At 68.5% G+C, this 26,559-nt stretch carries 25 protein-coding genes; 17 read left to right on the top strand and 8 right to left on the bottom strand.

Annotated features, from left to right (window positions below; genetic code table 11):
- Positions 1–19: 19 nt before the first annotated feature.
- Positions 20–280 (bottom strand): hypothetical protein, encoded by a 261-nt coding sequence (locus IQ782_RS08870; RefSeq protein WP_194134266.1) that lies wholly within the window; start codon positions 278–280, stop codon positions 20–22.
- Entirely contained in the window at positions 277–3,054 is a 2,778-nt protein-coding gene (locus IQ782_RS08875) for a [protein-PII] uridylyltransferase family protein (protein WP_194134267.1), read from the bottom strand. The genes IQ782_RS08870 and IQ782_RS08875 overlap by 4 nt, the downstream gene beginning before the upstream one ends.
- A 128-nt stretch (positions 3,055–3,182) precedes the next feature.
- On the opposite strand from IQ782_RS08875, the gene IQ782_RS08880 reads away from it, so the two are divergent.
- On the top strand, positions 3,183–3,650 hold the full coding sequence (locus IQ782_RS08880; protein WP_194134268.1) for a YbaK/EbsC family protein: 468 nt from the start codon (positions 3,183–3,185) through the stop codon (positions 3,648–3,650).
- A gap of 5 nt (positions 3,651–3,655) precedes the next feature.
- Complete coding sequence (locus tag IQ782_RS08885; protein WP_194134269.1) at positions 3,656–4,288, top strand: alpha/beta family hydrolase; 633 nt, start codon at positions 3,656–3,658, stop codon at positions 4,286–4,288.
- A gap of 15 nt (positions 4,289–4,303) precedes the next feature.
- Here IQ782_RS08885 and IQ782_RS08890 read toward each other — a convergent pair whose 3' ends face one another.
- From IQ782_RS08890 to IQ782_RS08900, 3 genes are all read right to left on the bottom strand, one after another.
- Entirely contained in the window at positions 4,304–5,116 is an 813-nt protein-coding gene (locus IQ782_RS08890) for an arginyltransferase (RefSeq protein WP_194134270.1), read from the bottom strand.
- Between the two features lie 261 nt (positions 5,117–5,377).
- Positions 5,378–5,830, bottom strand: coding sequence for an RDD family protein (locus IQ782_RS08895; protein WP_194134271.1), 453 nt, complete (start codon positions 5,828–5,830; stop codon positions 5,378–5,380).
- Positions 5,831–5,975: 145 nt separating this feature from the next.
- Entirely contained in the window at positions 5,976–6,422 is a 447-nt protein-coding gene (locus IQ782_RS08900; protein ID WP_194134272.1) for a DUF2852 domain-containing protein, read from the bottom strand.
- A 372-nt stretch (positions 6,423–6,794) separates the two neighbouring features.
- On the opposite strand from IQ782_RS08900, the gene IQ782_RS08905 reads away from it, so the two are divergent.
- From IQ782_RS08905 to IQ782_RS08920, 4 genes are all read left to right on the top strand, one after another.
- On the top strand, positions 6,795–7,403 hold the full coding sequence (locus IQ782_RS08905; protein WP_240989189.1) for an ImuA family protein: 609 nt from the start codon (positions 6,795–6,797) through the stop codon (positions 7,401–7,403).
- Positions 7,330–8,841, top strand: coding sequence for a Y-family DNA polymerase (locus IQ782_RS08910; protein ID WP_194134273.1), 1,512 nt, complete (start codon positions 7,330–7,332; stop codon positions 8,839–8,841). Before IQ782_RS08905 ends, IQ782_RS08910 begins: the two co-directional genes overlap by 74 nt.
- Before the next feature lie 10 nt (positions 8,842–8,851).
- A complete protein-coding gene (locus tag IQ782_RS08915) occupies positions 8,852–12,235 on the top strand; it encodes an error-prone DNA polymerase (RefSeq protein ID WP_194134274.1) in 3,384 nt (1,127 codons plus the stop codon).
- 148 nt (positions 12,236–12,383) lie between these two features.
- A complete protein-coding gene (locus IQ782_RS08920; RefSeq protein ID WP_194134275.1) occupies positions 12,384–13,049 on the top strand; it encodes a PAS domain-containing protein in 666 nt (221 codons plus the stop codon).
- A 35-nt stretch (positions 13,050–13,084) separates the two neighbouring features.
- Here IQ782_RS08920 and IQ782_RS08925 read toward each other — a convergent pair whose 3' ends face one another.
- Positions 13,085–15,664 (bottom strand): HWE histidine kinase domain-containing protein, encoded by a 2,580-nt coding sequence (locus IQ782_RS08925; RefSeq protein WP_194134276.1) that lies wholly within the window; start codon positions 15,662–15,664, stop codon positions 13,085–13,087.
- Positions 15,661–16,227, bottom strand: a complete 567-nt coding sequence (locus IQ782_RS08930; protein WP_194134277.1) for a heme oxygenase-like domain-containing protein — start codon at positions 16,225–16,227, stop codon at positions 15,661–15,663. Before IQ782_RS08930 ends, IQ782_RS08925 begins: the two co-directional genes overlap by 4 nt.
- Positions 16,228–16,374: 147 nt before the next feature.
- Between IQ782_RS08930 and IQ782_RS08935 the strand changes: the two genes are divergently transcribed.
- From IQ782_RS08935 to IQ782_RS08985, 11 genes are all read left to right on the top strand, one after another.
- Positions 16,375–16,803 (top strand): RbsD/FucU family protein, encoded by a 429-nt coding sequence (locus tag IQ782_RS08935; RefSeq protein ID WP_194134278.1) that lies wholly within the window; start codon positions 16,375–16,377, stop codon positions 16,801–16,803.
- A 136-nt stretch (positions 16,804–16,939) separates the two neighbouring features.
- Positions 16,940–17,536, top strand: coding sequence for a flavin reductase family protein (locus IQ782_RS08940; protein WP_194134279.1), 597 nt, complete (start codon positions 16,940–16,942; stop codon positions 17,534–17,536).
- Between the two features lie 17 nt (positions 17,537–17,553).
- Positions 17,554–18,495 carry a LysR family transcriptional regulator gene (locus tag IQ782_RS08945; protein WP_194134280.1) on the top strand — a complete coding sequence of 314 codons (942 nt, stop codon included), beginning with the start codon at positions 17,554–17,556 and terminating at the stop codon, positions 18,493–18,495.
- A 115-nt stretch (positions 18,496–18,610) separates the two neighbouring features.
- Positions 18,611–19,642, top strand: coding sequence for a C4-dicarboxylate TRAP transporter substrate-binding protein (locus tag IQ782_RS08950; protein WP_194134281.1), 1,032 nt, complete (start codon positions 18,611–18,613; stop codon positions 19,640–19,642).
- 71 nt (positions 19,643–19,713) lie between these two features.
- The gene (locus IQ782_RS08955) at positions 19,714–20,238 is read left to right on the top strand and encodes a TRAP transporter small permease subunit (RefSeq protein ID WP_194134282.1); all 525 of its coding nucleotides are present in this window, start codon (positions 19,714–19,716) and stop codon (positions 20,236–20,238) included.
- A complete protein-coding gene (locus IQ782_RS08960) occupies positions 20,235–21,545 on the top strand; it encodes a TRAP transporter large permease (RefSeq protein WP_194134283.1) in 1,311 nt (436 codons plus the stop codon). The genes IQ782_RS08955 and IQ782_RS08960 overlap by 4 nt, the downstream gene beginning before the upstream one ends.
- Entirely contained in the window at positions 21,542–22,198 is a 657-nt protein-coding gene (locus IQ782_RS08965) for a glutathione S-transferase family protein (protein WP_240989190.1), read from the top strand. The genes IQ782_RS08960 and IQ782_RS08965 overlap by 4 nt, the downstream gene beginning before the upstream one ends.
- On the top strand, positions 22,195–22,758 hold the full coding sequence (locus tag IQ782_RS08970) for a carboxymuconolactone decarboxylase family protein (RefSeq protein ID WP_194134284.1): 564 nt from the start codon (positions 22,195–22,197) through the stop codon (positions 22,756–22,758). The genes IQ782_RS08965 and IQ782_RS08970 overlap by 4 nt, the downstream gene beginning before the upstream one ends.
- Entirely contained in the window at positions 22,755–23,633 is an 879-nt protein-coding gene (locus tag IQ782_RS08975; protein WP_194134285.1) for an amidohydrolase family protein, read from the top strand. Before IQ782_RS08970 ends, IQ782_RS08975 begins: the two co-directional genes overlap by 4 nt.
- Positions 23,630–24,430: an SDR family NAD(P)-dependent oxidoreductase gene (locus IQ782_RS08980; RefSeq protein WP_194134286.1), complete on the top strand. Its 801-nt coding sequence runs from the start codon at positions 23,630–23,632 to the stop codon at positions 24,428–24,430. The genes IQ782_RS08975 and IQ782_RS08980 overlap by 4 nt, the downstream gene beginning before the upstream one ends.
- Positions 24,430–25,569 carry a CaiB/BaiF CoA transferase family protein gene (locus IQ782_RS08985; RefSeq protein WP_194134287.1) on the top strand — a complete coding sequence of 380 codons (1,140 nt, stop codon included), beginning with the start codon at positions 24,430–24,432 and terminating at the stop codon, positions 25,567–25,569. Before IQ782_RS08980 ends, IQ782_RS08985 begins: the two co-directional genes overlap by 1 nt.
- Before the next feature lie 21 nt (positions 25,570–25,590).
- Here the strand turns inward: IQ782_RS08985 and IQ782_RS08990 are convergent, their stop codons facing one another.
- Complete coding sequence (locus tag IQ782_RS08990) at positions 25,591–26,457, bottom strand: MurR/RpiR family transcriptional regulator (RefSeq protein WP_194134288.1); 867 nt, start codon at positions 26,455–26,457, stop codon at positions 25,591–25,593.
- Between the last annotated feature and the right edge of the window lie 102 nt (positions 26,458–26,559).

Genomic DNA, 26,559 nt, shown 5'->3' on the forward strand with positions numbered 1-26,559 from the left:
ACGCGCGCCCGGAACCGTCTCAGCCGCGCCGCGCCGCGCGGCCGCCGCGCCGACGGGCCGTGACAGGTGCGGTGAGCCCCTCTGTCAGAACCCGCGTCATCGGATGGCCCGGCACGCCGTGACGCGCCAGCAAAGGCCCCAACGCGGCCCCGGCGCCGCTGCCCTCGGGCAGCGAAAGCGCCCAGTCGAGGAAGATCGAGCGGCATTCCTCGATCGTGATGCCGTCAATCCGGTAGGCCTCGGCGATCAGGGCCTTGGGATCGAGCGCATCCCCCTTCATTCGGCGGGCACCGGAAGCGCGGCGTCGATGATCTCGGCGGCGCGGGCGGTCATTTCGTCGAGCTTCGCACGCAGCGCATCCGGGCTCTGCACCCCCGCAAGGCTGCTCAGGAACGTGCATCCGCCCGCGCCCAGCTCCTCGGGAACGAGCGCGCCCTCGGTGATCAGCCGTGCGCCGATCTGGAGCGCCCAGCAGAACCGGTAGGTGGCGGCGAGGTGGTCGGCCCCTTCCCGGCTCAGCCAGCCCTCCTGCGCCGCGGCGGAAAGCCCGCGCGCGGTGCGCCGCGGCGCGCTGCCCGACAGCAGCGCCCCGGCCTGCCCCACCAGTTCGATGTCCTGCATCCGGCCCTGTCCGAGCTTGGGATCCCAAGGGTCCCCGCCCCCTTTCGCGGCGGCGATGCGGGCGCGCATCTTCGACAGTTCGGCCAGCACCTCGGCGCGCTCGCGCGGGCCTGCCAGCAGCGCTTGCCGCCGCGCCTCGACCTCGGAGGCCAGGTCCGCCGGACCCGCGATCACCCGCGCGCGGGTCAGCGCCAGGTGCTCCCAGACCCAGGCGTCCTGGCGCTGGTACTCGGTGAAGGCCGCGAGCGAGGTCGCCACCGGCCCCTGGTTGCCCGAGGGGCGCAGCCGCATGTCGATCTCGTAGAGCCGTCCCTCGGCCATCGGCGCGGTCATCGCCGTGATCAGCGCCTGGGTGAGCCGCGCGTAGTAGGTGCGCGCCGGCAGCGGGCGCTTGCCCTCCGAGGCCTCCACCCCGCCGGCATCGTAGATCACGATGAGATCGAGATCGGAATGCGCATGCAACCGCCCCGCGCCGAGGCTGCCCATGCCCACCACGACCGCGCCACGACCGGGCGCCGGCCCGTGCTTGCGGGCAAATTCGGCCTGTACCTCGGGGGCGAGCGCGGCAAGCGTCGCCTCGGCCAGCTCGGCGTAATGCTTGCCCGCCTCCTGCGCCTCGGAGATGCCGCGCAGCAAGTGCACGCCGATGCGGAAATGCCATTCGTGCTGCCAGCGGCGGGCCAGATCGAGCTGACGCTCGTAGTCCTCTTCGCGCGAAAGCACCTGTGCAAGGTCCGCGGTCAGCGCCGCCACCCCTGGCCAGGGCGCGAAGAAATCACCGCCGATCACCGCGTCGAACACCTGCGCGTTGCGCGACAGGTGCAACGCCAGCTCCGGCGAGACCGAGACGATATCCACCAGAAGGTCGACGAGCTGCGGGTTCGCCTCGAAGAGCGAGAAGAGCTGCACCCCGGCCGGCAGACCCGCCAGGAAGCCGTCGAAGGCCAAGAGCGCCTCTTCGGGGCGCGCGGCACGGCCGAGCCGGCTCAGGATTTCGGGACGCAGGCGGCCGAAGATCTCGACCGCGCGGCTCGAGCGCAGCGCCGGGTAACTGGTCCAGCGGGCCACCACCGGGCTGTCCTCGAGCGGCGAGGCCACGGCGGGCTCGCTGCGGCTTTCGGGGGCGAAGAAGCCCTCTGTCAGCTCGTGAACCTCCTCGAGCCGGGACTTCAGCTCGGCCTTCAGTTCGGGCAGGTCGCGGCCGCAAAGCGCGGCGAGCCGGGCGAACCCTTCTTCGCTGCCGGGCAAGGCATGGGTCTGGGCATCCTGGACCATCTGGATTCGGTGCTCGATCTCGCGGTGGGCGCGGTAGTGCGAGGTCAGCGTCTCAGTCACCTCCCGCGGCACCCAGCCTTTCTCGGACAGCACCCGCAGCCCCGGCACCGTGCCGCGCACCCGCAGGTCGGGATCCCGCCCGCCGGCGATGATCTGCCGGGTCTGGGTGAAGAACTCGATCTCGCGGATGCCGCCGCGGCCCAGCTTCATGTTATGCCCCGGCAGGGTGATCGGCCCCGAGAGCCCCTTGGCCTCGCGGTAGCGCAGGCGCATGTCATGGGCGTCCTTGATCGCGGCAAAGTCGAGGTGCTTGCGCCACACGAAAGGTCGCAGTGACTCGAGGAATCGCGCCCCCGCCTCGGGATCGCCCGCGCAGGGCCGGGCCTTGATCCAGGCAGCGCGCTCCCAGGCGCGTCCGAGGCTTTCGTAGTAGCGCTCGGCGGCCTCCATCGCCATGCAGACCGGGGTGACCGCGGGGTCGGGGCGCAGCCGCAGGTCGGTGCGGAAGACATAACCTTCGCCGGTCAGATCGTTGAGCGTGGCGCTCATGCGCTTGGTGGCGCGGATGAACGAGGCGCGGGCCTCGTGGAAATCATCGCGGTCAAAGCGGGTCTCGTCGAAGAGGCAGATGAGGTCGATGTCGGAGCTGTAGTTCAGCTCGCCCGCGCCCATCTTGCCCATGGCAAAGACCACCATGCCCCCGGCGCTCGCCACGTCCCGCTCGGTTGCGCCGGGCAGCTTGCCGCGCTTCACCTCTCGGGTGATGGCGTCGCGCAGGGCGATCTGCACCGCGAGATCCGCAAATTCGGTGAGAGCCCCGGTGACCTGCTCCAATCGCCAGGCCCCGCCAAGATCGGCGAGCCCGACCAGCAGCGCGACCCGGCGCTTGGCCTCGCGCAGCGCCACGCCCGGATCGCCCTCGACCTCGGCGAGCTGCGCGAAGAGCGCCTTCAGCGCCTCCTGCGGAGCATCGACCGCCGTTTCCAGCCAGCTCCCTTCCTTGCGGATCAGCCCCAGCAGATACGGGCTCGAACCGCCGGTTCCGGCAATCAGATCGGCCAGCGGACCCGCGGCCCAGGGCACGGCCTCGCGCGCCTCCTGTCCAAGGGCGGGCTCGAAGGGGCGTGGCAGGCGGGTGATCGCATCGGCAAGGCTCATGGCGGCAGATGGCCACGACTGGCGGCTTTGTGCAATGGCATGTGAAAATCGGTGGCTTGCCGCGCCGCCGCATGGGCGGCTATGCCTCGGGATCAACGGGATGGGATCGGCAGGACAGGAGACGGGACATGAGCAAGAGCCTCAAACGGGTGCGCGCGGCGCTGGATGACGCTGGGCTTCCGATCGAGATCCTCGAGGTGGAGAACGCCCGCACCGCGCAGGAGGCGGCAGACGCCGTGGGGTGCGATCTCGACCAGATCGCCAAATCGATCATCTTCCGCGCGGAAGAGAGCGGCGAGGCGGTGCTGTTCCTGACCGCGGGCGGCAACCGGGTCTGCGCCGAAAAGGCCTCGGCATTGGCCGGCGAGCCGCTGGGCAAGGCGGATGCGGCGCTGATCCGCGGCCAGACCGGCTTTGCCATCGGGGGCGTCTCGCCGGTCGGGCACCTGTCGCCGATCCGCGCCTGGATCGATCCGCGGTTGCTGGAGTTCAGCCAGATCTGGGCCGCCGCTGGAACGCCGCGGCACCTTTTCGCGCTCGACGCCCATGTGCTGCCCGGTCTGACCGGCGCGGTGGCGGCCGAATTCACCGAGTGAGCGGCATGGACCTGCTGATCGACGGCGACGGGCCGGGCCGGACAACGGTGCTGCTGGCGCATGGCGCGGGCGCGGCAATGGACAGCGACTTCATGGTGGCGATGACGGCCCTGCTGGCGGCGCGCGGGTTGCGCGTGGCGCGCTTCGAGTTCGCCTACATGGCGCAGCGGCGGACGGGTGGCACGAAGCGCCCGCCGCCGAAGATCGAGGTCTTGCAGGCAGAATACCGGGCGGCGATCGCCGCGCTGGACTGCGCGGGACCGCTGGTCATCGGCGGCAAGTCGATGGGCGGGCGGGTGGCCAGCCTGATCGCCGACGATCTGCACGCCACCGGCCGCATCGCCGGGCTGCTGTGCCTTGGCTACCCGTTCCACCCCACCGGCAGGCCCGAGAAGCTGCGCACCGAGCACCTCGCCGCGCTGCACACGCCCACGCTGATCTGCCAGGGCAGCCGCGATCCTTTCGGCACGCGCGAGGAAGTGGCAGGATACGCGGTGTCGCAGGCCATCGCCGTGCACTGGCTGGAGGACGGCGATCACGATCTCAAGCCGCGCAAGCGCGTGAGCGGGCAGAGCCACGAGGAGGCGCTCGCCAGCGCCGCCGATGCCGCGTCCGACTGGGCCCTGCGGCTCCGCTAGGCGTTTCGGCGAAAGCTACCCGCGGCTGTCGGGCAGCGAGATGTTCGCCACCTGCTCGGCGATGGGATCGGTGCTCAGAGGGTGCGTCTCGGACGCGTAGTCGTCATCGTGGCGCATCGGCTCCCAGCGACCACGGCGGTAGATCTCGAGCGCCGAGAACTGCGCCTTGTAGCCCATCTTCGGCGAACCGGGCACCCAGTAGCCAAGGTAGACATAGGGCAGCCCCGCCTCGCGGGCGATGTCGATGTGATCGAGGATCATCCAGGTGCCGAGCCCGGACTTCGGCAACTCGGGGTCGTAGAAGGAATAGACCATCGACAGCCCGTCATCGAGCACGTCGGTCAGGCAGACCGCGGCCAGGTCGCCCTGCTCGCCATCGCTGTATTCGACCACGCGGCTGCGGATCGGCGTCTCCTCGATCATCGCGGCGAACTCGAAGATGTCCATATCCGCCATGCCGCCGTCGGCGTGGCGGGCATCGAGATAGCGGCGGAACAGCTCGAACTGATCCTCGGTGGCCCAGGGGCTCGAGGCGCGGCGGTGCAGGTGGGCGTTGCGCTTCAGCGACCGGCGCTGGCTCTTCGAAGGTTCGAAGTGCCGCACGTCGATACGCGCCGACAGGCAGGCCGAACACTCCGAGCAGGACGGACGGTAGAGCACGTTCTGCGAGCGGCGAAAACCCTGCTTGGACAGGCTGTCGTTGAGCTTTTCGGCGCTGTCCCCCTGCAAGGCCGTGAAGAGCTTCCGCTCCATCCGGCCGGGCAGGTAGGGACAGGGTTGGGGCGCCGTGACGTAGAATTGCGGCGCGAGGGGCAGCGAATGGCGCATTTCGGGACCGTCCGGACTGTTTGAAAGAAAAACGTAACAACGAAAGCGGCAGTCGCCAACCCCAGGTCAACTTACACATGCAGCATTCACGATCTTGGGAAAGGCGCAATGCGAAAGATTGCCAAGAATGCCAAGGCTTGCCCGGCTTGGCCCTTGCGTCACGCGAAGTGCACGCTGCGCGCACAGAGGCAGCGCCCAGCGCGACGGGGCATGAAAAAGGGGGCCGAAGCCCCCGATCTTGTCGTTGAAATCCGTCCTAGGTCATGCGGCCCGGCGATTCAGCGCCACGGTGCCCAGAGCAAGGTCGGTCAACCCCTGCCCCCGCTCGGTGGCCAGCATGCAGACGATCGAGACGATTTGCAGCGGGGCGATCGACACCGAGACCGTGTAGCCCAGCGTATGAAGCAGCGCCTGCGGCAGGCCAAAGCGGTGGCCCTGCCAGTCACGGAACTCGATGGCCATGAGGCGCATCCCCCAGGTCGCCGAGCCGGTGGCCAGCGTCGCCACGCGATAGCCGAAGCTGACCACCATCCAGATGGCGAAGAAGATGAACACCCCGAGGAAAGCGGTGAACAGCAGCGCGATGAACACCAGCACGGCAACGATCATCGTGTCGATGACCCAGGCCATGCCGCGCTTGAGCGCGACGCTTTCGTAAAAGGCACGCTGGTGCTCCGGGTCGGGAAGCTGGGAATAGGTTGCGTTGGGATACATGTGTCTCTCGCTCGGGCTGTCCGTCTCGGGCGGGTGCAGGGTTATGGGATCAATGGGTCAGGTGGGGACGATGGCGGGCAAAGTCCAGTGCCCATCCGGGGCCATGGCCCGGCGTGGGCCATGGCGGTGAGGCGATCCCGAGTGATCAGGCCTCTTCGGTTTCGCCCTTTTCGCGCTCTTCTCGGGCTGCGCGATCGCGTTCATTCATGAACTGGTCAAACTCGGCCTTGTCACGGGCGTCGCGCAGGCGCTGCAGGAAGTCCTCGAAGCTCTTCTGCTCGTCCTCGAGACGGCGCAGCGTGTCGGACTTATAGGCGTCGAAGGCGGCGTTGCCACTGGGGCGCATGGCGTTGAAGCCTTGCTGGAACGCGGCGTGACGGTGGCTGTGGCGATTGCGGCAGGACTTTCCGAACATGCGTTTGCTCCAGATCATATAGGCCAGAAGGGCAAGCCCGATCGGCCAGAAGAAGATGAAACCGAGGATCATGGCGACGATCCACGCGGGCTTGCCCCGCTGGTCGAGCCAGAACTCGGCACGGCGCAGCCAGCCGGGGTTGGCGGGCTGGGTGTAGTGCTGCGAGGCGGCGGTCATGGGTCGTTTCCTTTCGGTTCTTGTCGATGTGAATATCTTTCACATTATCGAAGATCGGTATTCGACCCGCCCCCTTCAAGGGGTGATGTGAAGGGTTTTTACATTTTTCGCGCCCGGCCGGATTTCACCGCATCCCGTCCTCTTTGTCCCGGTCCGCATCCCGCCGGTGCGACAGGGAATTCCCATTGACCCCGCGGACCCGGATGCATGTGTCCTGGCCGCTCGGCTTCGACCGCCTGGTGCCCTGGCGCAGCAATCGTGATCTCTTCCTTCCCTCCGGCGCTTCCCTCAGCCCGAATGTTCTGGCAATGTTCTCATCTATCCGCCCATGCCGACTCCGCTGCCCCCGTTCCGGTTATCTTGTCTGCCCCCATGCGCCCCCTGCCCGCCAGCCCGCCTCTTGCCGAGGCCGATCCGCTCTCGCTCTCGCTCTGCCCCGCGCGGGTGCACGAGGCCGAGGGGCGTGCGCGGCGTGGCTTCGCGCTGTTTCAAGCCACGCGCCACGACGGGCCGCTGGTCTGGATCCTGCCGCGCCATGCGCCGCAGACACCGCTGCTCCGCGGCCTGCCCGAGGGGGTGGGCGCGCGGCTGTATCTTGTCCGGACGCAGAGCGAGACCGATCTTCTGTGGACCGCCGAGGAAGCGCTGCGCTGCCCTGCCGTGGGGCTGGTGGTGGCCGAGCCCGGCGATCCACTCTCGCTCACCGCCGGGCGGCGGCTGCAACTGGCGGCAGAGGCCGGCAAGACCACCGGGCTGATGCTCCTCCAGAGCGGTCAGGGCAGCAATGCCGCCGAGACACGCTGGGCCTGTGAACAGCTGCCTTCCCCCGCGCCGGACTCGACTCTGCAGCAATGGGAGCTTATCAAGAACAAAAAGGGAACACTGAAACTCTGGACCGTGGACTGGCATGGCGAGACGTCTGCTTTCCATATGGTTTCCGCGGCTGGCGAGCGACACGAGCCTGCGGAAACGCCCCGTTGAGGGGCCTTTCGCCCTGACCCTGCGGTCGGGCAATTCCGATCATCTGCACTGCGTCTCCCCCTTGGCACAGGCGCATGGGCTGGCGCGCGGCATGGCACTGGCCGATGCCCGCGCCATCTGCCCCGATCTTGCCACCCGCCCCGCCGACCTGGCGCGCGAGGCCGCGGCGCTCTCGGGTCTGCGCCGCTGGGCCGGGCGCTACGCGCCGCTGGTGGCGCGCGACGGCGCCGACGGGCTGATCGCCGACATCACCGGCGTGCCGCATCTCTTCGGCGGCGAGGTGACGTTGCGCGCGGATCTGCACGACCGGCTGGAGCGCACCGGGCTGGCGGCGCAGAGTGCCATCGCCGGCACCCGCGGCGCGGCCCATGCGCTGGCCCGCCACGGCGGCGGGGTGCTGCCCGAGGGCGCGCTGGCCGAGGGGCTTGGGCCGCTGCCCGTCTCCGCCCTGCGCATCGACCACGACACCGCCGCCACGCTCTCCCGCGTCGGGCTGACCCGCATCGCCGATCTCGTGCACCTGCCCCGTGCGCCGCTGGCCAAGCGCTTCGGTCCCGCCCTGGTGATGCGGCTCGACCAGGCGCTCGGCACCCGTCCCGAGCCTGTGGACGCCGAGCGCGAGGCACCGCATTTCGGCGTGCGCATGACCCTGCCCGAGCCCATCGGGCTGCAGGAGGACGTGATGGCCGGTCTCGCGCGGTTGCTGGAACGGCTCTGCGCCCAGCTCACCCACCACCAGCACGGCGCGCGGCGGGTGCTGCTCGAACTGCGCCGGGTCGACCGCGAGACCGCCCATGTGCGCGTCGGCCTCGCCCGGCCCATGCGCGACCCCGCCCGAATTGCCGCGCTCTTCGAGAAGGGCGTGGCCGAGGTCGAGGCGGGCTTCGGCATCGACGCGCTGCGGCTCTGCGCCGAGGTGACGGAAAAGCTGCCGCCCGAGCAGCTTGGCCCCGGTGGCCCCAAGCTGCGCAGCGAGGACGCGCTGGCGGATCTCGTCTCGCGGCTCGGCAACCGGCTCGGCTTCGACACCGTGCAGCGGCTGCTGCCCGCCGACAGCACCATCCCCGAGCGCAGCTTCCTCATCGCCCCCGCCGCCTACAGCGCCGCCGAGGAGGCCCCGCCCCGGCGCGGCCCGCCCCGGCCGCAGATCCTCTTTCCGCCCGAGCTGGTCAGCGGCGCGCGCGGCGCGCAGCCCGGCCATCCCCCCGCGCAGTTCCGCTGGCGCAACATGCGCTTCTCGACGCTGCGCGCGACGGGACCGGAGCGGATCGCCCCCGAATGGTGGTTCGACGATCCCGCCTGGCGCGCAGGGATCCGCGACTACTGGCGCATCGAGACGCGCGAGGGGCCGCGGCTGTGGCTGTTCCACACGCCGCAGGTGGCGGGCTGGGACGCGGGCGGCGCGCAGGACTGGTTCGTGCAGGGGGAATTCGCATGAGGGACCTGCCATGACCCCCTATGCCGAGCTCTGCGTCACCAGCAACTTCACCTTCCTCACCGGGGCCTCGCACCCCGAGGAGCTGGTCACCCGCGCCGCCGAGCTGGGGCTGACCGCCATCGCCATCACCGACCGCAACTCGGTGGCCGGGGTGGTGCGCGCCTTCTCGGCGCTGAAGGAACTGGAGCGGCTGCAGGGCGAGGCGCGCGAGGCGGCCGAGGCGGCGGCGCGTGAGGCCCCGGCGATCCGCTCGCACTCGCTCACCGATCCGTCGAGCCGCCAGCGCGTCGCGCAGGTGCCGCCCGGTGCCGCGCCGCTGCTGCCGCCCGAACGCCCGCTGCCCCGGCTCATCGCAGGGGCGCGGCTGGTGCTGACCGACAGCGCGCTGCAGTGGCTTGCGCTGCCCTGCGACGTCGCCGCCTGGGCGCGGCTGACGCGGCTGCTGTCGCTCGGCAAGAGGCGGGCGGAGAAAGGCGAATGCCACCTCACCCGCGCCGACCTGCACGCCGCCTGCGAGGGGATGATCCTCATCGCCCTGCCCCCCGATCCGCTGGAGCCGGGCAGCACCGGGGCAAAGCCCGACCCCGAGCTGCGCGAGATGCTGCGCCGCTGCCCGGGCCGCACCTTCCTCGGCGCGGCGCCGGTCTACGACGGGCGCGACCAGATCCGGCTCGACCGCCTTGCGCGGCTGTCGCAGCAGACCGGCCTGCCGCTGGTGGCCGTGGGGGATGCGCTCATGCACCGCTCGGCCCGGCGCCCGCTGGCCGACGTGCTGACCTGCCTGCGCGAGGGCTGCACCATCGACAATATCGGCAGCCGGCGGCTGACCAACGGCGAGCGGCGGCTGAAGTCCGGCGACGAGATGGCCCGGCTCTTCCACCGCTACCCCGCCGCCCTGCGCCGCACCACCGAGATCGCCGACCGCTGCGCCTTCCGCCTCGACGAGCTGCGCTACCAGTACCCCGACGAGGCGCGGGACGGCGAGCCCGCGCAGGACCGGCTCGCCCGGCTCTCGCGCGAGGGGCTGCACTGGCGCTACCCCGCAGGCCCGCCGCCGAAGATCGTGCACCGGGTGGAAAAGGAACTGCGGCTGATCGGCGAGATGGGCTACGCCTCGTATTTCCTGACGGTGCACGACATCGTCGCCTTTGCCCGCTCGCGCGGCATCCTCTGCCAGGGGCGCGGCTCGGCGGCGAACTCGGTGGTGTGCTACCTGCTCGGCGTGACCGAGGTGCCGCCCGAGAGCATCACGCTGATCTTCGAGCGCTTCATCTCCAAGGAACGCGGCGAGCCGCCCGACATCGACGTCGATTTCGAGCACGAGCGCCGCGAGGAGGTGATCCAGTGGATCTATGAACGCTACGGCCGCGAACGCGCCGGGCTCACCGCCACGGTGATCCACTTCCGCTCGCGCGCGGCGATCCGCGAGGTCGGCAAGGTGATGGGGTTGAGCCAGGACGTGATCGCGCGGCTCTCGGGGCAGATCTGGGGCTGGTCGTCTTCGGCCCCCGACGAGGACCGCATGCGCGACGCCGGGATCGACCCCACCGACGACCGGGTGCTGATGACGGCAAAGCTGATCGAGGAGATCATCGGCTTCCCGCGCCACCTGAGCCAGCACGTCGGCGGCTTCGTCATCACCCACGGGCGGCTCGACGAGCTTTGCCCGATCGAGAACGCCGCGATGGACGATCGCACGGTGATCGAATGGGACAAGGACGACATCGACGCGCTGGGGCTCCTGAAGGTCGACATCCTCGCGCTGGGGATGCTGACCTGCATCCGCAAGGCGTTCTCGCTGCTGGTGGAGCACCGGGGCCAGCACTGGACGCTGGCCAACGTGCCCGCCGAGGACGGATCGGTCTACGACATGCTCTGCCGTGCCGATGCCATCGGGGTCTTCCAGGTGGAAAGCCGGGCGCAGCTGAACTTCCTGCCCCGGATGCTGCCCCGGCGCTTCTACGATCTGGTCTGCGAGGTCGCCATCGTCCGCCCCGGCCCGATCCAGGGCGGCATGGTGCATCCCTTCATCAACCGCCGTCAGGGCAAGGAGCCGGTCGAGGATCTGGGCCCGGCGATGATGGAGGTGCTGGGCCGCACCTACGGCGTGCCGCTGTTCCAGGAGCAGGCGATGCAGATCGCCGTGGTCGCCGCAGGCTTCACCCCGGCCGAGGCCGACCGGCTGCGCCGCTCCCTCGCCACCTTCAAGCGCATGGGCACCATCGGCGCCTTCCGCGACCGGTTCGTCTCGGGGATGCTGGCGCGCGGCTACGACGGGGCCTTCGCCGAGCGCTGCTTTGCCCAGATCGAGGGCTTCGGCAGCTACGGCTTTCCCGAGAGCCACGCCGCCAGCTTCGCGCGGCTGGTCTACATCTCGGCCTGGCTGAAAAGGCACCATCAGGCGATCTTCACCTGCGCGCTGCTCAACGCCCAGCCCATGGGCTTTTACGCCCCCGCCCAGCTGGTGCGCGACGCGCGCGAGCACGGCGTCGAGGTGCGCCCGGTCTCGGTCAACCATTCCGACTGGGACAACACGCTCGAGCGACGCCCCGATGGCAGCCTCGCGCTGCGGCTCGGGTTTCGCCAGATCAAGGGGATGCGCGAGGAGGATGCGGCCTGGATCGTCGCGGCGCGGGGCAACGGCTATCCCGATGTCGAAAGCCTCTGGCGCCGCGCCGGGGTCAAGCCAGCGACGCTGGAGCGGCTGGCCGAAGGCGACGGTTTCGCCGCGCTCGGCCTCACCCGGCGCGATGCGCTCTGGGCCGCCAAGGCGCTGCAGGCGCCGAAGCCGCTGCCGCTCTTCGGCACCGACGGCGAGGGCGGCGTGGAGCCAGACGTGATCCTGCCCGCCATGACGCTGGGCCAGGAGGTGGTCGAGGATTACCTCTCGCTGCGCCTGAGCCTGCGCGCCCACCCGATGGAACTGCTGCGCCCGCGCCTGCCGGAGAGCCTGCCGCACAGCGGCTTCGACAAGGTGCCCCACCGCCACCGCATCACCGTCACCGGGCTGGTGATCACCCGCCAGCGCCCCGGCACCGCCTCGGGGGTGATCTTCCTGACGCTCGAGGACGAGACCGGCACCTCCAACGTGGTGGTCTGGACGAAGATCTACGAGACCTTCCGCAAGGCGGTGATCGCGGGCCGGTTGCTGCGCGTCACCGGGCGGCTGGAACGCGAGGGCGTGGTGACCCATCTCATCGCCGAGACGGTCGAGGATCTGTCGGACCTGCTGTTCGAGCTGGGCGGCCCGGTGCCGATGCTCGGACCGATCGAGACCAATGACGGCCGCGCCGACGAGACCCGTCGCCCGGCCGGCGGCAGCCGCCGTGGCAGCGCCGCCCACCATCCCCGCGAGCAGGCGAAGAAACTCTTTCCCAGCAGGGATTTCCACTGAGAAGCTCACTCAAGAGCCAACTTTGAGCCCGAGCCATACGCTGCCAGAGAGAAATCTGCCCGTTACAAATTCCTCGTTGCAGACGCGCTGTGACCTCCCGTAAATTAACTAACCGTAAACTTGGCATTCCAGGGCCACGGACCACGCAATGATTCTCGCAAAAACCGATCTCGAAGCGACCGTCCTCTCGACAGTCATGGGCTATCTCGCACAGCGCACCACGGTCTGCGCCAAGGTGCTGGACCGCAGCGGCAAGGTGCTGGCGGTGAACAAACGCGGACTGGAGCTGCTCCATACCGACGCCGATATGATCTGCGGCGAGATCTGGACCGACTTCTGGGACGGCGAGGAACGGAAAAAGGCCGAGGCCGCGCTGGCAACTGCCTTTGCCGGAAAACCCTCCAGCTTCGTCGGCACCTTCAGCCACGAACGTGTCGGGAACAGCGACTGGGAAGTGGAAATCGTCCCGCTGGACTGGGCAGAGGGTGAGGTGGCCAGGGTGCTCGCCCTCTCTTCCTTCATGTCGGGCACAGCGCCCGACGGCAAACACACGCGCGAGGCGTTCGAGGATCGGCAGATGCTCGGCTCGCTCAGCGAGCTGTTCCACACGCTCAACAACCTCACCGCTGTCTCGACCAGCGCCGCCAACATCCTGCGTCGCGGCGTCGATCAGGAGCGCGCCGAGGCGCTGGCCGAGGCATTGAGCGATGCCGGCGCGCGCGCCGCGCGCGCCGTCGAAACCCTGCGCGACCAGATGGGTGGCGGCTCCCCCTTCGGCACCACTTCCGGCTCCGAGGACGGCAAGGCCGCCTGAACGGCGGCCCGGCACGCCCGGATTGCGATAGGGCTTCAGGCGCGTCCGTTGTTCCGTGCTGCGAGCCGACCGACCGCTTTCGACAAGGTCTCGATGGTGAACGGCTTGCTGGTCATCGGCGCGCTGGGGAAGCGCGACAGCCAGTCCGACTGCCCGGCATAGCCGCTCGCCAGCACGAAGGGCACACCGCGCCGCGCCAGCATTTCCGCGACCGGCAAACTGGTTTCAGAGCCGAGGTTCACATCGAGCACCGCCACCGAGACCGGATGCGCATCGATGATCCTCAGCGCCTCGGCCACCGAAGAGGCCGTGTGCACCGTCTCGGCCCCGAGGTCCGACAGGATGTCGGCGGCATCCATGGCGATGATCATATTGTCCTCGACCACCAGCGCCACGCCCGAAAGCCCCTCGCCGTCCGATGCCGCATCCTGCGGCACCGACGCCGCGGCAGGCGCCGCATCCGGCGCGTCGGTCACGTATCGTTCGGGCAACAGGAACTCGGCCCTGAGGCCGGTCAGCTCGAAGTGCACCTCGGCCTTGCCCTTCAACTCGAAGGGAATGGACTTCTCGATGATCGTGGTGCCGAAGCCGCGTCGCTCGGGTGCCCGCACCGCCGGACCGCCGCTCTCGGTCCAGCCGATCCGCACCAGCCCGTCGGGAAGGCGCTCGACCGTCACCCCGACGCGCCCCGTCGGCACCGACAGCGCACCGTATTTCACCGAGTTGGTCACCAGCTCGTGCAATACCAGCGCCATCGTGGAAAACGCATCCGGGGCCAGAAGCACCGGCGTCCCCGAGATCGTCACGCGGTGCTCCTCGCCGGCAATGTAGGCGCCCAGCTCGACCGCCAGCAACTCGCGCAGCGCCACCGGGTGCCACTCGGTCGAGGTCAGCTGGTCATGCGCCTGCGCCAGCGCGTGAATACGGCCGTCAACGGCGGCGGTGAACTCCTCGATGGTATGCGCCGACTGCCGCGACTGGCCGACCAGCGACCGGATCAGCCCCAGCACGTTTCGCACGCGGTGGTTGAGCTCGGCGATCAGCAGCTCCTGCTGGTCCTGCGCCCGCTTGCGCTCGGCGTTGACCTCGTCCGAGAGCTTGAGCACCACTTCGAGCAGCGTCACCCGGATCGCCTCGGCGGCCTTGAGCACGGTCGGCGACCATGTCTCCGACCGGCCGGCCACGTCTTCCTTCCATAGCTCGAAGCTCTTGCGCGGGGTCAACCGCGCGCCCAGCGGGCCGACCTCGACCGGCTTGTGAGGATTGCCCGCCCAGTTGACCTGCCGCACCACCTCGGAGCGGAACAGCACGATATAGTCGCGGGGCGTACGCGACACCGGAATGGCCAGCACCCCGGCGCAATCCGCCTTCAGCGCCGCCATCGACGGCAGCCGCGCGACCAGGCTGTCGGTCGCATAGACCCGGCTCGCCGCGGCGGTGTTGAGAAAGCGCGCGATGGTCTGGAACTGCTCCTTCGACGGCGTCCGCCCCTGCGCCACGTAGTTCCCATCAGAGTACAGCGCGATGCCGTCATGCGGGATCACCTTGCCGATCTCGTTGGCAATGCTCACAAAGCTCGCCGAGAGGCCCTCGCCCGAGCTGATCTGCATCATCAGCCGGTCGTGCAAGCGCTGTGCGCGGCCGACGGTGTCGCTTGTCGACTTGGCTTCCTGTCGCTCGAGTTCGTAGGCGAAGAACTGCGCCAGCAGCTCGACCGCGGTGCGGCGCTCGTAGTCCACGTGCAGCGGCGCGCGGTGGTGACAGGCGAACAGCCCCCAGAGCTCGCCCCGGATGACGATGGATACCGACATCGAGGCGCGCACATTCATGTTGCGCAGGTATTCCAGGTGGATCGGAGAAACCGCCCGCGACATGGCCAGCGACAGATCGAGCGGCTGCCCCTCGGGGCTCTGCGGAGGCACGATGGGCGACACCGCATCGTCCACGTCGGCGATCAGCCGCAGCAGGCTGCGCTTGTAGAGCGCCCGCGCCTGGCGCGGGATGTCGGAGGCGGGAAAATGCAGCCCGAGGTATGTCTCGGAATCGCCGCCATCCTTGGCCTCGGCGATCACCGTACCGTCGCCTTCGGGACCGAACTGGTACACCATCACCCGGTCGAAACCGGTCAGCGCGCGCAGCTGCCGCGCGGCTTCCTCGGAGGCCCCCAGCAGGTCCTTCTGCGCGGACACGCGGCGCAGCATCGGGGTGACCTGCGCCAGCTCGTCCTTTGCGCCATCGCGGGACTTGGGCTCGAACTCGAAAATGAAGCTCGAACCGGATTGATGCGCGCTGACATCAAACAGCCGCCCATCCCCGAAGACGTCATAGCCGAAAAGCCGCGCCACGGCGTTCTCGTGGCTGGTGCCCCCGAGTTTCTCGCGCAGCTTGGCAACGGTCTCTCGCGGCATCACCTCGCTGAAGCTGCGGCCGGTCAGCCCCTCGGCATCGAGCCCAAGAAGCGCGCCCGCGTTGCGCGACACATGCTGCACGATCCAATCGGCCGAAATCGCGACGAGGGCGGCGAAACTCTGGACGTTGCCAAGCAGATGTATCGGCTCACGGTCGCAATTGGTCAGGTCGACGGGCGTGCCGGTGGAGATAAAGGAATCGTTCATGGTGCTCCGTCGGTGGCCGCTGACAGGATCGCGCGGGCCTCGTGTTCAAAGATGGAAAAGGCGCGGATCGCATCCCGCAAAACGCGCTGCGCTTCGGGGCTGTCATCTGTCTGCATCCCCAGGCGCAGGCAGAAGGCGCGCCAGGCCGCGCGGTCACCGGGCAATGCGAAGAAACCGTCCTGCGGTGCCTCGGGCAGGCTGCGCCGCAACACCGCCGTGCCCAGCTGCGAGCCCAGAACCAGATAGGCCACGGCGTCGCTGTGCAGCGGCAGGTCGAGACCCGGACCCGGCAGCGCTTGCGGCCCCAGGTCATGCTCCAGCGCCTGCAAGGTGTCGCGCAACGCGATGCTGGCCTCGGCGGCGTCCCAGCCGCAGGCCTCGCCAAGACGCGAAAAACCGCGTCTCTGCACCTCGCAAAAGGCACGAAGATCCCCTGCCTTCGCAAGGTCGAGCCGCGAAAGCTCCATGTCCAGACGTTGGTGCGGGCCCGATGTCGCGCTCCTCAGCGCGTCCCTCAGGCTGCACTCCCGGATCACCTCCGGATCGTCCACAATATCCTTCAAGCCGTCTGCCCCTGTTGGTTTTGCTCCACCCCTCATCGGTAAACACTCGATACGACGCATAGTTCCAGCGAGATGTGAATTTTTCAGGTTGCCTCCTTGCCCCTGCTGATGTCGTTTGCAGCCAAAGCACTGCTGCCGGAGGACACCATGCTGAAGACGATCGACCCGCTGCTGACCGGAGAGCTTCTCGCGATCCTGCGAAACATGGGCCATGGCGACGAGCTTGTTCTCGTCGATGCCAATTTTCCCGCCGACCGGGTGGCGCAGCGGCTCGTACGGCTGCCCGGCATCGGCATCGACCGCGCGGCCGAAGCGGTGCTGTCGCTGTTTCCTCTGGATGATTTCGTCGACGCCCCCGCCGCGGTCATGGCCTGCCCCGACGGCCGCCCCGAGATCTTCGACGTGTTCGACCGGCTGCTCGAAGCGGCCAACGGCGCGCCGGTGCAGGTGGCACAGGTCGACCGTTTCGATTTCTACGACCGCACCGCCAGCGCCTACGCGGTGGTCGCCACCGGCGAGCGACGGCTCTATGCCAACCTGATCCTCAAGAAAGGCGTCCTGCGCGAGGGCGACTGAACCGTCGCGGCGCAGGGCAACCAACACCTCGGAATCGCAACGGAAACCGCCGGGTGTCTCGGAAAACCGTGGCCCTCGGGGGCGGCTTCGTCCTAGAACAGCCGCAAGACGCCCCCAGAAGTCCGCAGGAGCCCCCATGCACTACGGTGACACCCGCCCCGAGAGCCTGACCTTCGACCCGTTCAAGGCGATCATCGCGCCGCGCCCCATCGGCTGGATCGGCACGCGCAATGCCGACGGCGTACCGAACCTCGGGCCCTATTCCTACTTCAACGCCATCGGCAACAGCCCGCACATGATCTGCTTCACCTCGGACGGGCTGAAGCACTCGGTGGTAAATGCCCGCGACCGGGGCGAGTTCACTTTCTCGCTGGCAACAGAAGCGCTCGCCGAGGCGATGAACATCTCCTCCGAGGCCATGCCGGACGGCGAGAACGAATTCGCGAAAGCGGGTCTGGCACTGGGCACGAGCATCGCCACCAACGCTCCCTTTGTGGCCGACAGCCCCGCGGCGCTGGAATGCGTGACGCTCTCGGTCACAGAGCTGACCGAGAGCGTCACGCCGATCAACCGCTTCATGGTCATCGGCCAGGTCGTGCAGACCCACATCCGGGACGAATACATCACCGGCGGCCGCTTCGACACGGTGAAGGCGCGGCCGATCGCGCGCATGGGCTACCGCGACTACGCCACGGTGACCGACGCGTGGGAGTTGATGCGGCCCGGCGACTGAGCCAGCGGAGGGGGGATATGGTCGAGACCGGAAGCTCGCTGCGCGACTGGCAGCCCGAACTGCGCACCCTGCGCTATTTCCTCTGCGTGGCAGAGGAAAAGAACATGACCCGCGCCTCCGAGCGACTGCGCATCGCGCAGCCCGCGCTCAGCCGGCAGATCGCCCGGCTCGAGAGCGACCTCGGCCTCAAGGTCTTCAACCGGACCGCGCGCGGCATGGAGCTGACCGAGGCGGGCGAAATCCTGCAGCGCCGAGCCTATGCGATCATGGCGCAGATCGCGCAGGCACATCACGACGTGACCGCCCATGCGGAGAAACCGCAGGGGGTGGTGGTCGTCGGCATGCCGCCGACGCCAGGCGAGTTCATCACCCCGCCGCTGCTCTCGCGGGTGAAGGCCGAGTACCCCGAGATCGAGCTGCGCTTCGTCGAGGGCTTCTCCAACGCGCTCGAACACAAGCTCACACAGGGCGAGATCGGTCTTGCGGTGATGCATGACGCGCCCTTGCAGGATGACATCGTGACGACCGAGCTGCTCGTCGAGCATCTCAACGTGATCGGTCCCTGCGGATCGTTCGACAAGGACAGCTACACGCTGGCCGAGGCGGCGGCGATGCCGCTGATCATGCCCAGCCGGCCGAACTTCCTGCGCATCCTCGTCGACAAGCACGCCGACGAGATCGGCGCCGAGCTGAACATCGTGCAGCGCGTGGATGGCGTGTGGCACCTGAAGTCGCTGGTCCGCCACGGGCACGGGTACACCATCCTGACCTATGGCGGTGTCCTGTCCGAAGTGCAGAACGGCACGCTCGAAGCGCGCCCGATCATCAGCCCGCAGATCGGCTGGACGCTCTGCACCGCCACCAAGGCCGACCAGCGCCGCAAGAAGGCCATCCAGGTGGTCGAGGCCCTGGTCCGCGACATTGTGGGCGAGCTCGTGGCGGCGGGGATCTGGCGTTGATCGATACCGCAAAGGTATCGAAGCCATGAAATAACAGTATTTGAATCATGCCTCGCGATCACCGAGGATCGCCGCAGACGGGCTCGGAGGAGGGCCCGCAACCTTGGGAGGACACATGTCTCTGAACGCATTTCTGCGGTCGTCGGCGCTTGCGCTCGCGGCCGTGACCGGCCTTGCCGCCACGGCGCAGGCCGACACCTTCAAGTGGATCACCTTCAAGCCGCAGGGCGCCGGGGACGCGCAGGCGATCACCACGCAGTGGCTGGTGGACCAGTTCGCCGAACGCACCGGCGGCAAGCACAGCATCGAGGTCTTCTGGGGCGGCTCGGTCGCCAAGACCGGCGAGATCCCCGAGGCGCTGGCCGCTGGCGTCGGTGACTTCGGCGACATCATCACGCCCTACTTCCCCGACCAGATGCCGCTCAACAACGCTGTGGGCTTCTTCATCCCGCAGCCGATGAACACGCTGCAGGTCGGGCAGTTCATGGAAGAGATGCACGCCACCTACCCGCAGTTCAGCGAAGAACTGGAAAGCCAGAACATCCACGCCTTCGGCTTCCGCCCGCTCGAGGACTACGGCCTGCTCTGCACCAAGCCGGTGAAGAGCGCCGCCGATATGAAGGGCCTGCGCATCCGCTCCTACGGCTTTGCCTATCCCAAGCTGATCGAGGCGCTCGGCGCGTCGCCCGTGTCGATCGCCACCTCCGAGGCCTACGAGGCCCTGCAGCGTTCGATCATCGACTGCACCCCGATCGGCCCCGCGCTGGCGCGCGGCTGGAAGTATGACGAGGTGGCCAAGTACTACATCGAAGTGCCGCTCGGCGCCTCCTTCGGCCACCTGCTGGCGATGAACCTCGACAGCTACAACGGCATGGATGACGAGACCCGCGCCGTCGTGGACCAGCTCGGCAAGGATTACCTCGTGGAATACGCGCGCGTGGTGGACGAGGACGCCGCCCGCGTGCGCGAGCTGTGGAAAGGCGATCTCGGCGTCGAGGTGATCCCCTTCCCGAAAGAGGAGCTGCTCGGCGTGCTCGAAGATGCCGGCGTCAAGGACGTGCGGCAGGAGTGGATCGACAAGGCAAACGGGCTTGGCGTTCCTGCCGACGAGATCGTCAAGAACTTCGAGTTCGACACCCCGTCCTGACCCGGACGTGACCGGTCCCGCGCCAAAGCCTATCCCCGGCGCGGGACCTCCCCCTCGCGAGAGTTCCCAAGATGCAAACGCTTGAAACCCTGCGCCGCCGCTACGGCGCATTCCTGTCGCTGTGCGGCACAGCCGCCGGGGTGCTGATCTTTGCGGTGATGCTGCTGGTCGTCGCCAACGTGGTGATGCGCTACGCCTTCAACCAGCCGGTCGCCGGCACGCTCGAGCTGACCGAAAGCGCGCTGCCGCTGATCATCTTCCTGTCGCTGGCGATGACCCAGATGCATGGCGGCCACATCAAGGTGGTGTTGCTGACCCAACGCCTGCCGCAGGGCCTCGCACGCGGAGCCAAGGTGCTGGCGATGCTGGCGGGCTGCGTGCTCTTCGCCTGGGCCGCCTACGCGGGCTGGCTGATGGCGGCCAAGAGCTTCGCCATCGGCGAGCTCGAACGCGGCTCGATCCGCTTCCCGATCTGGCCGATCAAATTCGCGATCTGCTTCGGCCTCGCGCTGCTGGCGATCCAGTACCTGCTCGACGCGATCTGGGTGGCGCTGGGCGGAACTCTCAAAGACGACTCTGATGAGGTGATGGAATGAGCTCGCTCCTGATTGGCGGGATTGGTGCGGCCGCGCTGTTCGGCGGCATCCTGCTGGGCATCAACGTGATGGTGGTGCTGGGCCTCGTGGGCGCTTTCGGCCTTGCCTCGCTCGTCGGCTTCAAGGCCGCGACGGCGATCCTCGGCACCGTCTTCTTCGACACCACCCACAGCTTCCACTTCTCGGTCATCCCGCTGTTCCTGCTCATGGGCTTCTTCGCCATGCGCGCAGGCCTCGGCGAGGACCTTTTCGAAGCCACCACCAAGTGGCTCGGCAACCTGCGCGGCGGCCTCGCGATCTCGACGACGCTCGGCGCTGCGGCCTTCGGCGCGGCCTCGGGCTCGTCGGTGGGCACGGCGACGGTCTTCACCAAGCTGGCGCTGCCGCAGATGCTCGACCGGGGCTACGACAAGAGCCTCGCCTCGGCCTCGATCGCCATCGCGGGCACCTTGGCGGTGATGATCCCGCCCTCGGCGCTGGTGGTGGTCTACGGCATCCTCACCGACAGCTCGATCGGCGCGCTGCTCATCGCCGGCTTCATCCCCGGCATCGTCTTCGCGCTGGTGCTCTGCCTCGCCATCTGGCTGACCGTGCTGCGCAACCCGTCCCTTGCGCCGCAGGAGAGCTACAGCTTCACCCTGCGCGAGAAGATCGCCTCGTTGCGGCTGGCCGGTCCGCTGGTGCTGATCATCCTGCTGATCGTGGTGGGACTCTATGTCGGCATCTTCACCCCGACCGAAGCCGGCGGTATCGGTGCCTTCGCCACCTTCCTGCTGGCGATCGTCCGGCACCGCGGGCTGGGCGGCGTCGAGCTGCGCAAGACGCTGCTCGAGACCATCCAGACCACGGCGATGATCTTCGGCATCCTGATCTGCGCGCTGGTCTTCTCGAAGTTCCTCGCGCTCTCGGGCGTGGCCAACGCGGTGGGCGGCTACCTGACCGGGCTCGACGTCAACCGCTGGGTGATCGTGCTTCTGGTCTCGCTGATCTACCTCGCGCTGGGGATGATGATGGACGCGCCCGCGCTGCTGGCCATCACCCTGCCGATCACCCACCCGGTGATGATGAACCTCGGCTTCGATCCGATCTGGTTCGGCATCTTCGTGGTGCTGCTGGTCGAGATCGGTGCAGTGACGCCACCGGTGGGGATCAACTGCTTCGTGGTGCAATCGGCCTCGAACGGGCGGGTCACGCTGGAGCAGGTGTTCAAGGGGCTGCTGCCCTTCGTGCTGGCGGGCTTCGCCATGCTGATCCTGCTGTGCCTGATCCCGCAGATCGCCCTCTTCCTGCCGGAGACGATGCTATGAGCATGACCCTCGACAAACCCCTCGCGCTCTGCGGCGCGGGGGACGGCGGCCGGGCGATCCTGCGCACGACGCTGACCTCTCCCTACGGCCGCAAGGTGCGCATGGCGGCGCAGGTGCTGGGGCTCTCGGAGCGGATCGAACTGGTCCCCGCCGACACCCGCGATCCCTCGGACGACCTGCGCGCGCAGAACCCGCTGGGCAAGATGCCCTGCCTGATGACCGACGGCGAGACACTCTACGACAGCCGGGTGATCCTCGAGTTCCTCGACACGCTCGCCGAGGGGCGCGGCATCCTCCCGCGTGAAGGCCGCGAACGGTTTCACTGCCTGACGCAGGCCTGCCTCGCGGACGGGGTGACCGATGCGGCGCTGTTGATGGTCTACGAGGGCCGTTTCCGCGGGGCGGAGAAGATCTCGGAGGAGTGGCTGGCCCACCAGCGCGGCAAGGTCGAGCGCGGCCTTTCGGCGCTCGCCGCCCAGCCCCCGGACCCGGCCCGCACCGACGCGGCGGCGATCTCGCTGGCCTGCACACTCGGCTATCTCGACTGGCGCGCGCCCGTCACCTGGCGCGACCGCTGGCCGGAACTTGCAACCTGGCTCGACCGCTTCGCGTCCGCCGAACCCGCCTTCAAGGCCACGGAGGCCCCGACATGACCGACTGGCCCAAACAGCGCCTCGCCGCCCCGGACCCCAAGACCTACACCGCCCGCCAGCGCGAGATCCACGAGGCCATCGCCTCCGGGCCGCGCGGCGGCGTGCGCGGCCCGCTGGCGGTCTGGCTGCACCGCCCGGAACTTGCCGCCAAGGCGCAGGAACTGGGGCGGTACTGCCGCTATGACAGCGCACTCGAGCCGAGACTGAGTGAACTGGCGATCCTCACCATGGCCCGTCACTGGAGCGCCGAATACGAGTGGTTCGCGCACAAGCCGCCGGCGCTGAAGGCGGGCCTCGCACCCGAGTTGGTCGAGGCGCTGCGCACCGGAACCGAGCCGCCCTACGCCGATGACGAAGAGCGCGTGACCCATCAGGTCGCCGTCTCCGTGCTGACCACCAACGCCGTGCCCGATGCGCTTTACGCCGAGGCCGAGGCGGTGCTGGGCACCCAGCGGCTCGTCGATCTGGTGGCGGTGATCGGCTACTACACGCTGATCTCCGCCACGCTCAACGTGTTCCGCATCTCCCCGCCTCAGGACGCGCCGAAGGAGCTGACATGAACGACGCCCCCATCACCTGGAACCCGGACCGCAGCGCGCCCACGCTGACCCTGCCCAAGGGGGCCACCGACTGTCACGTGCATGTCTTCGGCCCGACTTCGCGTTTCCCCTACGCGCCCGAGAGCGGCTTCAAGCCCGGCGACGCGCCCAAGGAAGAGCTTTTCGCGCTGCATGACATGCTGGGCGTCGACCGCTGCGTGATCGTGCAGTCCGGCTGCCACGGGCATGACAACTCGGTGGTCGCCGATGCCATCGCTGCGCGCCCGGGCCGCTACCTCGGCATCGCGCTGGCCCCGCCGGACATCCCGGACGCGCGGATCACCGAGTTGCACACGCAGGGATTCCGCGGTGTGCGCTTCAACTACATGTCCCACCTTGCCCCCGGCGCCACCCACGACCAGCTGCGCGCGCTCGCGCCGCGGCTCGCACGGCACGGCTGGCAGCTGCTGATCCACATGGAGGCCAAGCTCATCGCCGAACTTGCGCCGGTGCTCGCCGAGCTGCCCTGCCCGGTGGTGATCGACCACATGGGCCGGATCGACGCCAGCCTCGGGATGGATCAGGCACCGTTTCAGGAGCTGATCCGGCTGGGCGAGAAGGACCACGTCTGGCTCAAGGTTTCGGGCTCCGAGCGCTGCTCCGTGCAGGAGCCGCCCTATGCCGACGCCACGCCCTTTGCCGCGAAGCTGGTCGACCTCTACCCCGAGCGCACCATCTGGGGCACCGACTGGCCGCATCCGAACTTCCGCGCCGCGCCGCCGGATGACGGAATTCTGGTCGATACGCTGAAGGTGATTGCCCCCACCGAAGACGCGCTTCAGCGCCTGCTCGTGGACAACCCGGCGCGGCTTTACGATTTCGGAGACAACGCATGACCCGGCGTCTCGAAGGCAAGGTCGCCATCATCACCGGCGCGGGTTGCGTCGGTCCGGGCTGGGGCAATGGCCGCGCCGCCTGCGTCCGCTTCGCCGAGGAAGGCGCGAAGATCTTCGCGGTCGACCTGCGCGTCGACACGATGGAAGAGACCCTGACCCGCACCCGCGACGCGGGCGGCGAGGTGGAACCCTACCTCTGCGACGTGACCGACCGCGCCAGCGTCGAGGCCATGGTGGCGGCCTGTCTCGCGCGCTTCGGCAGGGTCGACATTCTGGTCAACAACGTCGGCGGCTCGTTCAAGGGCGGCGCGGCGCAGCTGTCCGAGGAAGACTGGGACCGGCAGATGGACTTCAACCTGAAGTCCGTCTTCCTGACCTGCAAGTCGGTGCTGCCCCACATGGAGACGCAGGGCTCGGGTGCGATCGTCAACACCTCCTCGACCTCGGGCACCCGCTGGACCGGCGCGGCGCAGGTCGCCTACGCCTCGTCGAAGGCGGCGGTGATCCAGTTCGGCAAGGTCACCGCGGTCGAATACGCGGCCAAGGGCGTGCGGGTGAACACCGTGGTGCCGGGGCAGCTGCACACGCCGATGGTCGAGGCGCGGCTGGCGGGCCAGCGCGCGGGCGGCGACGTCGACGCGCTGCTGGCGCAGCGGCTGGCGCGGATCCCGATGGGCTGGATGGGCGACGGGCGCGACACGGCGAACGCGGCGCTCTTTCTCGCCTCGGACGAGGCGCGCTTCATCACCGGCACCGAGATCGTCGTCGACGGCGGCATGTCGGTGCGCTGCGACTGATGGGCGGCGCGCTCGAACGGCTGCGGGTGATCGACACCACCCACGTGCTGGCAGGCCCCTTCGCGGCCTACCAGCTTGGCGTCCTGGGCGCGGATGTCATCAAGATCGAGGATCCGAACGATCCCGATCAGGCCCGCATGCAGGGCAGCGACCCGGCGCTGACCGATGCCGCTATGGGCACGGCCTTTCTGGCGCAGGGGTCCAACAAGCGCTGCATGGCGCTGGACCTGAAAACACCGGAAGGACGCGACGCACTTCTGGCGCTCGTCGAGGGGGCCGACGTCTTTGTCGAGAACTACCGCCCCGGCGCTTTCGAGGCGCTTGGGCTAGGATACGACGCACTCTCCGCGCGCAATCCGGGGCTGGTCTACTGCTCGATCTCGGCCTTCGGTGCCACCGGGCCGCGCCGCGCGCAGACCGGCTACGACAACGTCATCCAGGCCTTCTGCGGCATGATGGCGATGACCGGCACCGGGGACAGCGGCCCGCTCAGATGCGGCGCGCCGGTGATCGACTATGCCACCGGCACCACCGCCGCCTTCGCCATCACCGCCGCGCTTCTGCACCGCGCGCGAACCGGGCGCGGCCAGCACGTGGACGTCTCGATGCTCGACGTGGCGCTGATGCTGATGAGCGCGCCGCTCACCGGCTACCTGTGGAACGGCGCGCATCCGCAGCCTGCGGGCAACGATTTCTTCTTCGCCACGCTCGGCTGCTACGACACGGCGGACGAGCCGCTGATGATCGCCGCCTCGAACCTTGGGCAGCAGGAGCGGCTGTGGCGTCTGCTCGGCCATCCCGAGATGATCCAGAGCGAGAACAACGCCCGGATCGCGGCGCATGCCCGGGAAAAGGCGCTGCTGGCCGAGATCTTCGCCACCCGCCCCGCCGCCGCGTGGGAGGAGCGCCTGCTCGCCGCCCGCATCCCCGCCGCGCGGGTGCGGCGGCTGGAAGAGGCCCTGGCCGACCCGCAGATCGCGGCGCGCGGCGTGCTGGCCACGAACGAAGGCTGGGGAGCACAGGCCCAAGGGCTGAGAGTTCCGCTGGCTGGCTTCACCCTGTCCGAGACACCCCCCAAGCTGCGCAGCGCCCCGCAAGCGGTCGGCGCGCAGGGGTCGTGCTGCCGCTGGCACGATTGATCCGCGGCGCGCGGCGACGGCTCAGAATATCCCGATGCGCTGCGCCAGCCGCTTCCAGTCGCGCATCCGCGCATCCATGTCGCGACCCGAACCATGGGCCGTGGCGTGGATCAGCAGGCTGGTCGCCGCGGTGAGGCCAAGCAGCGATTCAAGGAACAGGCCGGTCTTCGACGGCGTGTTGATCACCGCGTCGGTCACCTCATGCGCCCAGTGGCAATACTCGTCGGTGACCACCACCACCGAGCGGCCCTGCTCGCGCGCCATGCGCGCCAGCGTTTCGCTTTCAGCGGCATAGGGGATGACATCGATGATCAGCAGGCAACTGCCGCCCGGTGCCGGCGGGTCGAGCCATTCCGAGAGCATGCTGTCATGCCCCGACAGGAAGCGCACGCGGGGGCGCGCCAGCGCCAGTCGCCGCGCCGTGTCCTCGCCCAGCCCGCGCACGGTCTGGAAGCCGGTGACATAGACCTCCTCGGCCTCGCCGAGATAGCGCTCCGCGGCCTGAAAGGCGGGCGTGTTGATCTTGGCGTAGACCGTGCTGACCGCGCGCAACTCGGCGTTCATCTGCTCCTGCCAGTCGCCCGGCAGCTCGGCGGTGTCCCCGGCAAGGCTTTCTCCGGTGACCGAGTAGCGGTGCCGCAGCATCGCCTTGAACTCCTTCATCCCGGCACAGCCGAAACGGCGCAGCATCCGGCCGACGGTGATCTCGGCCACCCCCGCCTTCTGCGCGATGGACTTGCCGGTCTCGAAGGAGATCGAGTTGAGGTTCAGAAGAAAGTACTGCGCGACCTTTGCCTCCTGCTTGGGCAGCGCGGCCATTCCCTCTTCGACTCTGCTCACAAAATCATCGATCGGCGCCTCGGCATAGGACGCAAAGCCGTGTGACATGGCGGTTCTCCCAATGACAGAAAACTAACATTTGACGAAAAAGACAGTATCGAACCATTTTGACGACTCAAGGCGAAACCGAAAACAGCCTGACAGGGAGTC

It is taken from the genome of Salipiger mangrovisoli (genome assembly GCF_015223355.1).
Lineage (GTDB): Bacteria > Pseudomonadota > Alphaproteobacteria > Rhodobacterales > Rhodobacteraceae > Salipiger > Salipiger mangrovisoli.